General features: G+C 40.0%; 12 protein-coding genes, 1 tRNA gene and 2 pseudogenes. 8 read left to right on the forward strand and 7 right to left on the reverse strand.

All coding sequences use genetic code 11. The annotated features are described in order from the left end of the window. Nucleotides 1–146: 146 nt before the first annotated feature. Both fumC and NNJ73_RS01750 read left to right on the forward strand, forming a co-directional pair. Nucleotides 147–348, forward strand: a pseudogene (fumC, locus tag NNJ73_RS01745) (class II fumarate hydratase); the annotation flags it as partial. Nucleotides 349–1071: 723 nt separating this feature from the next. Continuing rightward, a complete protein-coding gene (locus tag NNJ73_RS01750; RefSeq protein WP_254492425.1) occupies nt 1072–1962 on the forward strand; it encodes an outer membrane protein in 891 nt (296 codons plus the stop codon). 531 nt (nt 1963–2493) lie between these two features. Here the strand turns inward: NNJ73_RS01750 and NNJ73_RS01755 are convergent. Then, on the reverse strand, nt 2494–2769 hold the full coding sequence (locus NNJ73_RS01755) for a hypothetical protein (protein ID WP_254492426.1): 276 nt from the start codon (nt 2767–2769) through the stop codon (nt 2494–2496). Between the two features lie 839 nt (nt 2770–3608). On the opposite strand from NNJ73_RS01755, the pseudogene NNJ73_RS01760 reads away from it, so the two are divergent. After that, nucleotides 3609–3855 (forward strand): annotated as a pseudogene (locus NNJ73_RS01760) (integrase arm-type DNA-binding domain-containing protein); the annotation flags it as partial. Nucleotides 3856–3873: 18 nt separating this feature from the next. Here NNJ73_RS01760 and NNJ73_RS01765 read toward each other — a convergent pair. Beyond that, nucleotides 3874–3958 (reverse strand) — tRNA-Leu (locus NNJ73_RS01765). Between the two features lie 196 nt (nt 3959–4154). Here NNJ73_RS01765 and NNJ73_RS01770 point away from each other — a divergent pair. The 3 genes from NNJ73_RS01770 (at nt 4155) to NNJ73_RS01780 (ending at nt 6290) form a co-directional block, all read left to right on the forward strand. Then, on the forward strand, nt 4155–4760 hold the full coding sequence (locus NNJ73_RS01770; protein WP_254492427.1) for a YqaA family protein: 606 nt from the start codon (nt 4155–4157) through the stop codon (nt 4758–4760). A gap of 12 nt (nt 4761–4772) precedes the next feature. Next, nucleotides 4773–5342, forward strand: coding sequence for a disulfide bond formation protein B (locus NNJ73_RS01775; RefSeq protein WP_254492428.1), 570 nt, complete (start codon nt 4773–4775; stop codon nt 5340–5342). A gap of 414 nt (nt 5343–5756) precedes the next feature. Continuing rightward, the gene (locus NNJ73_RS01780) at nt 5757–6290 is read left to right on the forward strand and encodes a type II toxin-antitoxin system PemK/MazF family toxin (protein WP_254493186.1); all 534 of its coding nucleotides are present in this window, start codon (nt 5757–5759) and stop codon (nt 6288–6290) included. A gap of 430 nt (nt 6291–6720) precedes the next feature. Here NNJ73_RS01780 and NNJ73_RS01785 read toward each other — a convergent pair whose 3' ends face one another. From NNJ73_RS01785 to NNJ73_RS01795, 3 genes are all read right to left on the reverse strand, one after another. Continuing rightward, the gene (locus NNJ73_RS01785) at nt 6721–6873 is read right to left on the reverse strand and encodes a hypothetical protein (protein WP_254492429.1); all 153 of its coding nucleotides are present in this window, start codon (nt 6871–6873) and stop codon (nt 6721–6723) included. Between the two features lie 106 nt (nt 6874–6979). Continuing rightward, the gene (locus NNJ73_RS01790; protein ID WP_254492430.1) at nt 6980–7195 is read right to left on the reverse strand and encodes a hypothetical protein; all 216 of its coding nucleotides are present in this window, start codon (nt 7193–7195) and stop codon (nt 6980–6982) included. 296 nt (nt 7196–7491) lie between these two features. Continuing rightward, the gene (locus NNJ73_RS01795) at nt 7492–8163 is read right to left on the reverse strand and encodes a hypothetical protein (RefSeq protein WP_254492431.1); all 672 of its coding nucleotides are present in this window, start codon (nt 8161–8163) and stop codon (nt 7492–7494) included. A 1034-nt stretch (nt 8164–9197) separates the two neighbouring features. Here NNJ73_RS01795 and NNJ73_RS01800 point away from each other — a divergent pair. Both NNJ73_RS01800 and dut read left to right on the forward strand, forming a co-directional pair. Further along, complete coding sequence (locus tag NNJ73_RS01800) at nt 9198–10007, forward strand: VIT1/CCC1 transporter family protein (RefSeq protein ID WP_254492432.1); 810 nt, start codon at nt 9198–9200, stop codon at nt 10005–10007. Nucleotides 10008–10292: 285 nt separating this feature from the next. Further along, complete coding sequence (gene dut / locus NNJ73_RS01805) at nt 10293–10832, forward strand: dUTP diphosphatase (protein ID WP_254492433.1); 540 nt, start codon at nt 10293–10295, stop codon at nt 10830–10832. Between the two features lie 850 nt (nt 10833–11682). Here the strand turns inward: dut and NNJ73_RS01810 are convergent. Further along, a complete protein-coding gene (locus NNJ73_RS01810) occupies nt 11683–12282 on the reverse strand; it encodes a biopolymer transporter ExbD (RefSeq protein WP_254492434.1) in 600 nt (199 codons plus the stop codon). After that, entirely contained in the window at nt 12279–13154 is an 876-nt protein-coding gene (locus NNJ73_RS01815; RefSeq protein ID WP_254493187.1) for a MotA/TolQ/ExbB proton channel family protein, read from the reverse strand. The genes NNJ73_RS01810 and NNJ73_RS01815 overlap by 4 nt, the downstream gene beginning before the upstream one ends. Nucleotides 13155–13290 lie beyond the last annotated feature (136 nt).

Here is a 13290-nt window from a genome sequence, read left to right on the forward strand (position 1 = left end):
TAAAAATTTGTATAAAAAAGGACTCAAAAATGCCTCTAATGAACCCTCGAGAAGTGCTGAGGATTGGTCCATAACATTTTAGAACAGGCCCAAGTGTGTGATGATACCGGCTTGCTCTTTTTTTATGAAGCGTAACGATAGGAATGCTTCTCAATGAGGCAACAGCTATTGGAACAAAACGCAACACCCCACAAGTTTTTGACATTGCCTTTGCGACAAATAATCAGCGCCCTCACAGAAATATCCTTTAAGATGGCCCACAATAAACTTGAAGCGCTTGCGCATCATGGCGCTCTTGCGCATTTTCACATAAGCTTGAATCCATACGCTGTTCTCTTTAAAGCTGCTCTCTTTTTTAAAAATTGCCAATGTTAATCGGTCTTTAGGATTTCATCTCCATTCCAGCTGAGACGAACGAGAAGAATGGTTTATCCTTTTCATGAAAAAAAACCTCATAAACGAATAGCGCTTCCTCCTTTTTATTCTTCATGTCACCCCTTTTAATATTCCATTGAATCAATCCAAACGCTGTGCTTGGATCGTTACAAGAAAGCGTAGCATAGCGATAAAAACAATGGAAAAAAGAACGTTGCTCTTCTTCTCAAACGCTCAAGACTATCGCCATACAAGAGGAGTCAGAAGATTAAAACTGACAAAGAATAGGAAGGACGTACTCTGCACTTTTTAAAACGAAGGACATTGATATCCAGCATATATATGAAGCACAAGAATATCAATCATTATGGATAATGCATTTATACATTAACAATAAAAAAGTATTTTTATATCTACAAAATAATATTTTTTTAACAAGATAAAATATTAACTTATTAAATCATAATGTTTTCTACAATACAGAGAATACTGAAAGGATATAGCCAAAAAAATTCTTAAAAATTAAGACGTTCACGGTGTAAGAGCAAGATAAACACGTTTTTAAAAAATACTTAATACTGAAAAATTATGGATTTTTGGTGTGCTTTATTTTTTTCATAATGAAATTATATATAGATTTTTTTAACTAATTTATGCATAATAGATTATGTAATTGAAATAAATTGGGGACGTTTTATGAATACAAAATGTTTAATTGCACTCTCTCTTTTCACTTTTATGACTGCTTCAACAGCGCAAGCGGCTGATACGGTAATGTTTCAACCATCAAAGTCGAATGTTACAGCGCCAAGTGGTTTAGCTCCAAGGATTGCGCCAGTCACTGTTTCTGTGCCTTTTTCTTGGTCTGGTTTTTATTTTGGCGGACAAATTGGACAAGTTTTCACTAAGAGCACTTTAGATTACGCTCCAAAAACAGAGAACGGGAAATGGGCTTGGGTCAACAGAGATCTCTCACCAAAACCATCAGGATTTATCGGCGGTTTTTATGCAGGTTCTAATATTGATTTAGGAAATAGCCTTGTTGTCAGTTTTGATACAGATATGATCTGGTCTGGGCGGAAAAACAGCCAAACGGACAATGGCAAGAAAATTCTCGATAACTTAGACTCTCTTAACGCAGTCTTTCAAGAAGCTGGAATTCCTATTATAAAACCCGCTGCTCAGGATGAAACGATCCCCAACTATGGTGATATTATTGTGAGCAGTGTCACATTGAAAGAAAAATGGGCTGGCGCTCTGCGTGCGCGCATTGGTTTTGCTTCCCATCGTCTTATGCCTTATATTGCAGGGGGTGTTGCCTACACACAGATGCAATATATCCTATCTCTTTTAACAAAATCGCAAGAAGATTCGACAGTATTTGCTTCTGGCAATGTGTTCGATAAGACAAAAAGAATGATTGGTTATACTGTTGGTGGTGGCTTTGATCTTGCCATGACAGATGACATTATCATGCGTACAGAATATCGTTATACAGATTTTTTTAAACAGAAATTTGCCAATGATGAACTTAAAATGAGTACCCAGGCGCATAATTTTCGCCTTGGCATCGCTTATAAATTCTAATCTCTTGTAGAAAACAATGAAACGTTTAAAAAGCCCTGTAAAAGCAGGGTTTTTTTTTATGCTTCTCTCCCCCCTTTAAAAAAGACGAAGACTCTAAAAACCAGCGCTAAACCGTCCATAAAGGCTAAACCATCCATAAAGAAATTGTGAAACAATCCAGCTTTTCGCAAGCTCCTATCCTCCCCCCTTTAGAGGACACATGTGAAATAGAAGAGCTTTACCCTCACGATCATTACATGAAATAAGGAAGAACACGGATATTTCTTTAAAACAAAGACGCATACTGCGCATCAAGGGCAGCTGATGATGATAACACGGACAACAGCATAACAGAGATAGAGTGTATGTGTTTATTTTTCAATCTTTATCTTCACGCCTCCCAAAGCAATGTTTCTTCATCGATAAACAATCCAGTTTTTCAGTGTCAATTCACCGATCACCTCCTTTTTCCTCAAGTAAGATCACTTGATAGGGTCACGGAAATTGCTTTTGCGCCCCATCTCAAAAAAACAAAGATTTTAACCCGCTATTTTAAACCACTATTCTAAAAACCCATGGCGGATTACCCCCCCATGTCAGTTTGTAAAGAAACGACAACTCTTGAGTGAATTCCTCTTGACTTCCCATTTCATGGGTTTCACTTAAATTGAAAAATGCTATGGGAAAGCTCTCACTTGAATATTCAAGACACACTGAAAAAAATACTGCAACGGCTTGCCTTCTATCACCCCACGTCAAATGACGCTGTGTTACAACTGTTTTATGCCAGAATGGAACAAGGATATCGCCTCTCTCTGTTTGTGTCATTTCTGAAGCGAAAGAGACAATCTCATTGGAGAAGAACTCATTGGGGAAGAATATGACGTTGTAAAAGCCAAAAAAACCATTTGTGAAAAGCCGTTTCCAGCCTTACCTTCTCCTTTTTGACGTCTGCTTCAGCAAGCAAAGGCCAAGCAGTATCTTTTAAAGAATAGGGCTATTACCTCACGTTTTTGTTTTTCAACCCATTTGGGTCCCCTCACATCATAGGAGAGTCCTTCAAACCATGCCCTCAAGACACGGGCTCATTTGCGGGCGTATTAAAAAAAACATGAAACCCGCAAACCCATTTCGCCACAGATCCCATAAAAAATAAAATCTATTGTGCACCCTCTTTACCCTTCATTAAAGAGCACGCTGGAAGCTTCCTATACTTTGCCCCCCTCCAAGGATACCCCTTCACACTTAATCAAATTCATGAAAAGGCATGCTTGTACAGTTTTACGCCACAAAAGTGTATCCGGCTTATCATGTGCAAGAGCATGGTTTTGACTGATTGGCAATCAACAGATTTAAAAATAAGAGCCCCCTCTTGTCTTCGAGTTTGTTCATTCAACAGGCAAAACAATGAATCCTGTTGATAAATCCCAATTTTTTACAAATCCCATGATTTTATAAATCAATATGATGCACTCTGTTTGAATAAGTTAACGCATTTATTTATAAATAATAATTTGCTGTTTTGCATATTGAATGAGAGTCCCGAATATCGTAAGATTCTCTCATTTCAAATCTCTTTATCTTGAATCAATCAAAATCATACCCTTGCACGTTAAAAGCGGGATGAATGTGTGGATAAAATTTGTATAAGTATAAGAGAATTAAAAATGGCTCTTATGAACCGTCTCAATGCAAGGTCTGTTGCAACATTGGGGGCTGGTAAATATAATGATGGTACCGGCTTGCTTTTTTACATGCGTAAAAATGGGGGTGCTCAATGGATTTACCATTATACCATTCACGGGCATAGTCACGAAATGGGCTTGAGTACCTTGAGAGATGTTTCTTAAAAAAGCTCATGAATTGGTAACTGGGTGGCATTCTGTTTTTCGTAAAGGTCGTGCCCCCATTAAATGGAAGTCTTTATAAAAGTGGTGCGGGTGGTCGGACTCGAACCGACACTCCTTTCGGAACCAGATTTTGAGTCTGGCGCGTCTACCAGTTCCACCACACCCGCACTTGTATTATAAAAGACAGACTTGTCGATTATTCCCTTGCACTATATGAAGAAGCATAGATTCGTCAACAGAAGACTTTTGATTTTTTAAGAATTTCTCTCATTTTCTTCTCTGTTTAATGGAATATTTTCTTTATCACATTTATAGCAAATTCATTTGTAAAGTTTTTACCTCTTAAATTTATAAAAAAAACTCATGATATTAAACAAATTAAAGCTTTGGACGATTTCTTTAGCAAATCGGCGTACAGCACCACACTGGCTTGGTTTCATTGCCTTTATTGAAAGTTCTTTTTTTCCCATTCCCGTAGATATTTTATATATCCCACTGCTGCTTATCCGCCAAAATCGGGTTTATCGCTATGCTTTCATTGCAACCATCTGTTCTGTTTTAGGAGGCATTGCCGGTTGGTTTATCGGACATTTTGCCTATGACACCCTTGCCAAACCCATTTTAGAATTTTACGGTAAAGTTGAAAGTTTTGAAGCTCTAAAAAACCATGCAACCCTGCAATTTCTAATCATTTTATTGATAACATCAGGTTTTTTTCATCTTCCCCCCATCAAAATTGTCACAATTTTGGCGGGTGTGATGAGTGTCCATCTTGAACTTTTCATTCTCATTTGTATTTTTTCCCGAGGTGCCCGTTTTTATCTTCTCGCGTGGCTGATTAAACATTTTGGACAAAAAGCAATGAATTTTCTAAAACAGCATTTCAAATGGATTATCCTCATGGGGTGTGTTAGTCTCCTTTTAATTTATGGGCTTTTCATAGCTTTTTTTAACAAACAGCTTTTATAAGGAACAGACCCAATGGCATGTGTTTTTTCTTCCCATTCCCTTTTACACAAGCATCTTCATCTAGAACCCAGCAGAAAAGAACAAAGTTTATGGGCTTTTTTTCTGGCTTTTTGCTTGTCCGCCACCGTAGGTCTTGCCCTTTGTTTTGAATATTTTGGTGGGTATCTTCCTTGCGATTTATGTCTTATCGAACGTTTTCCCTATTACGGTGCCATCCCCTTTTTGCTCTTAGCAGGTTTTGGAGCATGGTTTTTTCGCATGTCTTCTTGGATACAACTTTTATTTTTATGTGTTTTTGTCTTAATGAGCATCAGCCTTGTTTTAGCCGTTTATCATGCCGGTGTTGAATATGGCTTTTGGGAAGCTCCTCCCAGTTGTGGTTTAAACGCTGTGCGAAAAACCTCAGACATTAACCAACTGCTTAATCAATTAAACAACATTCACCCTCCTTCTTGTTCAGAAGCCCCCACCCGTTTTCTTTTTCTTTCATTTGCCGGTTGGAATGTGGTTGCAAGCCTCCTTTTCATCCTTATGAGCCTCTATATTACTTCAAAAGGCATTCTTTCAGGCCACAAGACATAAACGAATTCCTCCCACGCAGAACAGCATACTTTCTCTTTAAAACACTGCATAGCGCATGGGTTTGCAATAGCAAAAGAGCCCCCAGCACAAAGCGTCAAGAACACAAAAATTATCCCTGCAACACGCGTCCGCAAACATCATCTTCTCATCAAACTTCTCCTTAAACATTAAAACGGATGAAACACACCTTTTGTTGTAAAATCTCCCTCTGTTTTCTTTTTCATGCCTTTGCAGGTTTAATGTTGTTATCAATATCCTCCTCTCCAAAGGGGAGAGAAACAACAAAAACAACGAATATCTATATTTTATCGTTTTGCTTCTCTGTACTTATCAGCAATATTTTGATAGAAGCTGGCGGCAGAAAAGCGATCAGAGAATTAAGTGAGGGGACCGATAAAGATTGAATGGTCAACCATGCCTGAGGATAAAAACACAACGCCTCCCACTCCCCCTTCCTCGCTTACTCCTGTAGAGATCTGTCACCTTGAAGCACCGCATAGTGTGATGGAACATGATCATGCCGCATGGCGAGAACATGAGAAATTTGGAGATCTCAATGCGCCTTACACAAAACCCCCTCATATAAAACCTCGGCTCAAATCAGCACCACGCATTCGACAAGTTTTTTGGTGCGATTTCCCTCATGATTCGATTCTCCCTGAATTCTGGAAAAAACGTCCTGTTTTAGTGCTCTCTAAGAATGCGAAGCTCTACGGGAATGTTACGGTTTTGCCCTTTTCGACAAAATCACAACCGAATAATCCCGCGGCTTATCCCTTACAATCTCCAATAGAACATAAAAAAGCATGGATTATCTGCAATTATGTAACAACCGTTTCGGTAAGCCGTCTGAGTTGCTCACATAGTGGCGCCCCAAGGTTATCGGAGGAAGAATTTCATAAAGTTATTTCTCTTATGCTTAAATATTTACCCCGTTTACACCCTTGACTTTTTTTTACAATAAGCGTATATAAAAAAGCATATACGGCATCAGTAATGGTGGCCGCTTCCCCGCAAGGGGAGATAGGAACGGAGGAGTGGGAAACCACTCCTTTCGTCGTTTAAGTGCTCCCTTTAATTTAAGCGATCCAGCAAGAGTATCACCATCATCACGCAAAAGCAACGATCACAAACTGCAGTAAAGAGGCTTACGCAGTAGCAAGGATTATAATTCTCTCTTTAGAGAACTGTTTCACAATAAACAGCCCGCAGGATGCATTCTCCTTACACGGTTACCTGTTTCCTTTAAACAAGCGATTTTAATGGTCAATTTTATTTCCAAGAAACACCCCTCTTTGGTGGAATATATTTTTCTTTGTTCTATCCCCTTGAAAGCCCTTGATATTCTTCAAGTGTCATTCTTTAACGTTGACCACCATCACCATAAAACAAAAGCTTGTTCATCACTTCCATTGGTCAGAAATAAATGGACAAAAGGGACACTGAAATATCGATCATCACCTGCGCGAGCGACAAATTCTTCCAGAGTAACCATGCCATACAGCTGTTTTTCTTTTCGCATTTTCATCATGATAAATCATAAGATATCCTTTTCGTATTATGCCATGAGAGGATTTTACTATAGCGCCAATTTTTCAAGAGAAATCCTTCACAAAGCGATAGAGAGCAAGGTTTCTTTAGGGAGAACGCACAGGACGCCGTGTTTTGACCTTTTCCATCACAATGATAAATTCAAACTTTAGCCAACGCGACAATACGCTCCCTCTAAACGATTTTCGCACCACCTCATCCGCCACAGGCTGCTCCAATATCGATCCATTCATCGGTATATTTCCTTGAGAATTTTTTGCACTTTCAGTCCCCGTAAAAAAAGAAAAGATTTTTTTTAGCATTGTCATCTCCATAACATTTTCATCTCCATTGCATTTGATTTTCCTATTCAGTTGAATCGAATTGAACAATGCCAAAAAAAATCAATAAAAATAGATGGTTAAGTTATGAAAACGATAGGGGAGGTTTTACTGCCCAACAATGTCTATTTTCCCCCCTCTGAATAGTCATTGAAATACGATAAAATATTTTCTTATGTAAAAACAATTAGTTATAATCTAGGGGAGGATAGCTTAAACCTCCCCCCCCCTAGAAAGGCATTTCTGCATCATCAACAGACGCAGAACAAACAGAATTATCACTTTTTTTTAGTTTCTTTTTTTTCTGATAAAGAAACGCTAGCTTTTGTTTTTGGAGCCCCTCCTTCAGGTACCCAATTAGCAACGCTTGAAACCTGTTCAATGAAATCCTTTGTTAATTCACCATTTTTCTTTACATATTTTTTACCATTCCCTTGCACCCATTGTGCAAGCGTTGCTTTAACACTTTTACCCAGTTCAGCCTCGCTCACTGCTTCCCATGCCGCCACAGCTGCAGCAAGCTTTGGAGCATAACGTGGATGATTTGGATTTTGAAACGCATACTTTTGATCCTTAATGTCGCCAGAATCATCCTCAGGAAAGAAAAATGTAGGGCGCTGACCACGTGATAAAAGCCATTCTTTTAAATCTTCAACGAGAACATGTGAGGAAGATTCATTTATAAAACCTAGAATACTATTCTCAACCCATTCTATTATTAACCGACTGCTGTGTCCTGCTTGAACGATGGCATTATAAGCAATATGGAATACAACAGTACTCTCTCGAGATACGACATTGCCATCTTCGTAAATAACACTATCTTCTGGGTAAGGTGTCTCGATAACTGTACATGTCATAGGATTCAAACCAGCTATTAAAAGCGCTGCCTGGAGTATTGTTAGTTTTTCAAGAAGCCGCCACAATTCCAAGCATTTATCAATTTCCATATATTTCCCCGCCTTTTTCTACAAAACTGAATGTTTTTTTCAAAACGCTAAGAACAATCTCCCTCAATACACAGAGATTATGCACTCCCTCCCGAATTTATTACACTTTTAAGTGGTCCACAACATTTCCCTTCTCGTGATTCACAAGGAAATGATTTTGATTGATTCAATATAAGAAGTTTTGAAGTGAGAGAATCCTACTGAATTTGGGGCTTTCATGCAAGATATAAGGCGCGTTGCAAGGCGATAAATGACCTTTCATAAAGCACCATTTTCATGCGTGATCAAACAAATACATCTCTTTCATTGATACACTCTAACCTTTAAAACAAGTTCCAATTACAGCACAAAAGATAATTTGTTAGACGCAAACAAGTCCACCTCAATGCTAATATCATAAGAGGGCTGGCTTACACTTAAAACGCGATGCGGAATGTAAAACGATCCAATAAAAATGCCGAGAATAAACGCTGCTAAAGACTGTCGCGAACATTGGGGACTAAGACAAGTGATGGCGCTGGCGTGCTCTTTTATGAAGCATAAAGATGAGAAGACTCAATAGATTTTTATTATTTCATAGGCATTTACTGCTTTATTCCCTTCAGCAGCGCTCTTACGAAAAGAGACTTAGAACCCTTGAGACAAGGTCTCTTTTAAAGAATGATCTCAAATTTCAAAAAGTTTTTTATCATTTTTTGAACGCACCAACTAAATGATAGCGCTGGCTTATTTTTTTCATACATTTCCGAGCATAAATCCATTGACTCTCGTACAATAATTGGAATGCTCCATTGGAACACCCCTTTAGCAAAATAAAGCCTATTTTCTCTCAATTCCTTCACGGGGCTCCCCTCGCGAAACCCCTGGATAAATCTCCTTTATTGATTGGTCAGCTTTACTTTCATGGTGCCCGCACATTCTTTTTTTTCTCACTGCAACTTTTTTGCATTTTTTCAGTTTGTAATTTTTAGGTTGACTTTCAGTTTATTTTTCTTCATCTTTTAGAATTATTCTAAAGTGCAAAGGAACAGAGAATGTTTAAATCGTTTTTTTCATTTGTACAGCGTAAAGCTCTGTTCTTTCGTTCGGCACAAAACATGCTCCTTCAAGCACTCAAAGTAAAAGAGCAACAAGCAGCGCTCTATTTAAAATATGCAAAAGCGCTAGAGTCTTATTCCTCTAAAGAAGCGGCGGTTTTTACGGCGATGGGAATTCAAGAGCTTGAAAATTATAAGCAACTTTTGTGTCTTTCTTGCCATAATCGAGCGCACACGGCGGCTGGATTATGTGAACAAACTTCTTTTGTAAAAAGCAAGGGGAGCCAACCTTCTCGCCCAAAAACAGCAGCAAATCACACCATAAAAAAGCCCTCGAAAGCGGAAAAACAAACACTTTTGACATGGATTCAACCGGGTCTTGCCGGGTTAATGGATGGCTCTGTCTCCACCCTTGCCCCCATTTTTGCTGCCGCTTTTGCCACGGGAGAAACCCATCAAACTTTTTTGATCGGGCTTTCAGCTTCCATTGGAGCGGGACTTTCAATGGGTTTCACAGAAGCCGCCCATGATGATGGCAAATTATCAGGACGGGGTTCGCCCTTGAAAAGAGGTCTTGCCAGCGGCATTATGACCACATTGGGCGGGTTAGGTCATACGCTTCCCTATTTGATCAATTCTTTTTATGTCGCAACAGTGATTGCCTGTATCATTGTTTTTTTTGAACTCGGCGCCATCGTCTGGATCCAGAACAAATACATGTCAACCCCTTTTTGGCGCGCCTCTTTACAGGTCATCATTGGGGGGACTCTGGTTTTTGCCACAGGGATTCTTATCGGCAGTATTTAAAAAAAACGCGCACCCCTTATCCTTTCGATCTCGAATATAATTTCGCTCTCGCATAGAGAGTTCCTTTTTAACGAAACATCAAATCATCGTTGGCAATCCCCTTATTAAAAAGATTCTTATGGTGCTTTGGGATGTGTATACTTTGGCGTATTCTGGATCAACAAGAGATCATAACCAAGCTCTGGGGACAACCTGCATCAAAAAACTTTTATCGGCTTGTTTTATGAATATCTTTTGTTAAAGTACCTTTTTTTCTAGACCTCATATTTTGGAAATGCTTTGATCATGCCGCACACTGAAACCAACACACCCCTCAACAAGCAAGAAAATTGTGTCTCTTCAAAATCTTCACACTCCGTGACTTTATCCGTCGAGATTCTTGCACACGGACAAGATTTAGAGCTTCCTCACTACGCAACAGCGGGTTCTGCGGGTCTTGATCTACGCGCCGCCCTTGGAAAAGAAGAAACGCTCGTCCTTTCACCAGGGCAGCGTGCTCTTATTCCAACGGGACTCATTTTTCATTTATCCCCAGGGTATGAAGCGCAAATACGCCCACGCTCTGGTCTAGCTTTAAAACACGGCATCACATGCCTTAACACTCCAGGGACGATTGATAGTGATTACCGTGGCGAAGTCAAAGTTTTGCTCATTAATTGTGGTCAGGAAGACTTTTCTATTGAACGAGGCATGCGCATTGCTCAAACAGTCATCGCCCCTGTCACCCAAGTTAATGTTTGTGCCATTGAACCAGCGCAAGAAGACAGCCAAAGCCATAACGGAAGCCGTGGAACAGGAGGTTTTGGTTCCACAGGGCATACTTAAAGCAGCTTAAAGCAACACAAAACGCATTCCAAAGGTTTTTTCACTTCCCAATCCCTTGATTTTTTTGCAAGCACTATTGGGATTTGAACTCCTTTTCCTTGGATTTTACAAGCTCTTGATTTTTGAGATTCCTTGAGCTTTTAAAGCAAAGCAGCGTCCATTTATGCCCAAGGCTTTTACCTTTTAATCAAACGCACAAAGCCCTGCATCCTTTCTCCTCCCACGTCCCTTCTCAACATTCACGACCCCCGTGACGTTATCAATTCAGAAAATCTTGTGTTTGAAAACAATAAAAATTTCTCACTACGCGACAGCGGGTTCTACTGGTCTTAATAATTGATATGCAACCCTTGAAGAAGCAAAAACCTTTGCACGTAAGATATGCCCTTCTTCCTTGACGTCTTTCCTTGATCACTTAGGGCTTTTAAAGCACGCATCCTCCTCCACGCGTCTCATTTAAAAGCACAAGCCTCCACATGCCCGCACATCCCTCACATGCCTTAACACCCCAAGGACGATTGCGTGTGATGATCCAAGAAGACAGCTCCTCTTGACTGGATTTAAGAAGAATTCCTTGTCTTGTAAAATAAGCGATTCAAATGCCATAAGAATGTCTCATGACCAATGTGTTTTTTGCACCATCACACCCCAAGTCTCTTGTCCGTTAGCAGCAAGATTGAGAGCGTTTTGTAATCCGATCAGACAGATTGACGCTATCCAACACATACATCTTTGGTTGCATCAATCGATGACACTGCCCCTCATCAATTTTACGCTATGCCTTTGATATGACTTTGATAAAGTTGCTTTGCTTCCTTCAACAAAGCTATTTTTTATCAGATATTTTTTATCACGGAGCAGAAGTTGTTCCAGAAATATGAGCGTTTTCCACAGTGCTGGTTGTTTCCACCTTCCCATGACCCACCATGTTAGCGCCCGCTTTCTCGCTAGCATCGTCTGTCACAACAAGTCCCTTTGTTCCATCTGCTGTTTTATGATTGCCCCCATCTCTTGCGGCAAGGTTGGGAGAATTTTGCAATCCGACAAGACCGATTTTTCCATATCCAGCCATGCGTATTTGGTTTAATAAATCGATGACAATGCCATAATCAATTTCACTATCGGCTTTGATTAAGATTTTTGTCTCTAAATTTTGCTTAGTTTCCCTCAACAAAGTTTCCCTCAAGGCTGCTTGTTCTATAAGATAATCGCCAATGTAAAGAGAATGATCTTTTTGCAAAGTGACATAAAGGGGCTCATCAGGTTGAACCACTGAAGGCGCTTGAGTGATCGAAGGAAGCTGAACAGGAATGACAGATGTTGCCAAGGGAGCAGCAACCATAAAAACAATCAGCAAGACCAACACAACATCAATAAAAGGGGTCACATTGATTTCACTGTGCAACCCACTTTCATCGAGATCAAAATCATCATTAAAGCTTGCTTTCATTTTTTATGACTTTTCTGTTGTCTTTGTCGATCAAGTTCACGACTCAAGAGCCTTTCAAGAGCAGCCGCGATATCACCTAAATCACTGCGATACCCATTCAAAGCACGCATAAGGCTATTATACATAACAACGGCGGGGATCGCTACAAAAAGCCCAATCGCCGTTGCAAATAAGGCTTCAGCAATTCCAGGAGCAACCACATCAAGCCGCGTTGTTTGCGATTGCGCAATCCCAATAAAAGAATTCATAATTCCCCAAACTGTTGCAAAAAGCCCCACAAAGGGCGCAATGGCGCCAATGGTTGCAAGAACAGCACTTCCACAGGCAACACGTCGTGTCGCAGCCAGCAAGCAGCGTGACAAAAGCGAATGAACCCTTTCCTTTAAACCTTCATGGACATCGCGGACATAAACATCGCGAGAAACATCTCCATATTGCTTATTTTCCTCATAAAAGAGAATATCTTCAAGCGTTTGTGCACTTTTTCTTGGATTGGTTTTCTCACCCGAACTTTCGCTTGTTCCTTCAGGAGCCACAAAATGAACCTCTTGCGTCGAAAGATAGACCTCTTTAAGGACTTCTTTGAGAAAAAACACCCCAGCCCCTTTGCTTTCTTTCAAGCTCGCAGCCAAACGCGTAAGAGTCTGAGCGTTCAGAACCAATCGGAGTTCATGACGCACGCGTCGTTTTGCCAAAGTGATCTCAATAATTTTCACAAAAGCAATTGTCCAAGATATCAAAGAAGCAAGCAACAAAAGAACGATAACAGCTTTCACCACCCAATCAGCAGCCATAAACATAGAAAAAGGCGAAAAATCATGCATTGCCAATCCAGCAGAACTCTTCTCTAAAGGGACTGTTTCAGATTCCATTTCTGTCTCACACTCTCGTGGTCTTATCTTCAATTATACGCTGAATCGCCATTCTGCAGAGCCCCCCCTATTCCACAATGCCACTTCAACGTCACTTCCACCTTCCTCTTAAGAAAGAAAACTTGATAAATCAAGT

Source organism: Bartonella sp. B1099 (genome assembly GCF_944801835.1).
Lineage (GTDB): Bacteria > Pseudomonadota > Alphaproteobacteria > Rhizobiales > Rhizobiaceae > Bartonella.

Bases quoted from the DNA above. Each gene is read 5' to 3' on its own strand.
- NNJ73_RS01750 (WP_254492425.1), top strand. From the start codon at position 1,072: ATGAATACAAAATGTTTAATTGCACTCTCTCTTTTCACTTTTATGACT.
- NNJ73_RS01755 (WP_254492426.1), bottom strand. From the start codon at position 2,769: ATGACACAAACAGAGAGAGGCGATATCCTTGTTCCATTCTGGCATAAA.
- NNJ73_RS01770 (WP_254492427.1), top strand. From the start codon at position 4,155: ATGATATTAAACAAATTAAAGCTTTGGACGATTTCTTTAGCAAATCGG.
- NNJ73_RS01775 (WP_254492428.1), top strand. From the start codon at position 4,773: ATGGCATGTGTTTTTTCTTCCCATTCCCTTTTACACAAGCATCTTCAT.
- NNJ73_RS01780 (WP_254493186.1), top strand. From the start codon at position 5,757: ATGCCTGAGGATAAAAACACAACGCCTCCCACTCCCCCTTCCTCGCTT.
- NNJ73_RS01785 (WP_254492429.1), bottom strand. From the start codon at position 6,873: ATGATGAAAATGCGAAAAGAAAAACAGCTGTATGGCATGGTTACTCTG.
- NNJ73_RS01790 (WP_254492430.1), bottom strand. From the start codon at position 7,195: ATGCTAAAAAAAATCTTTTCTTTTTTTACGGGGACTGAAAGTGCAAAA.
- NNJ73_RS01795 (WP_254492431.1), bottom strand. From the start codon at position 8,163: ATGGAAATTGATAAATGCTTGGAATTGTGGCGGCTTCTTGAAAAACTA.
- NNJ73_RS01800 (WP_254492432.1), top strand. From the start codon at position 9,198: ATGTTTAAATCGTTTTTTTCATTTGTACAGCGTAAAGCTCTGTTCTTT.
- dut (WP_254492433.1), top strand. From the start codon at position 10,293: ATGCCGCACACTGAAACCAACACACCCCTCAACAAGCAAGAAAATTGT.
- NNJ73_RS01810 (WP_254492434.1), bottom strand. From the start codon at position 12,282: ATGAAAGCAAGCTTTAATGATGATTTTGATCTCGATGAAAGTGGGTTG.
- NNJ73_RS01815 (WP_254493187.1), bottom strand. From the start codon at position 13,154: ATGGAATCTGAAACAGTCCCTTTAGAGAAGAGTTCTGCTGGATTGGCA.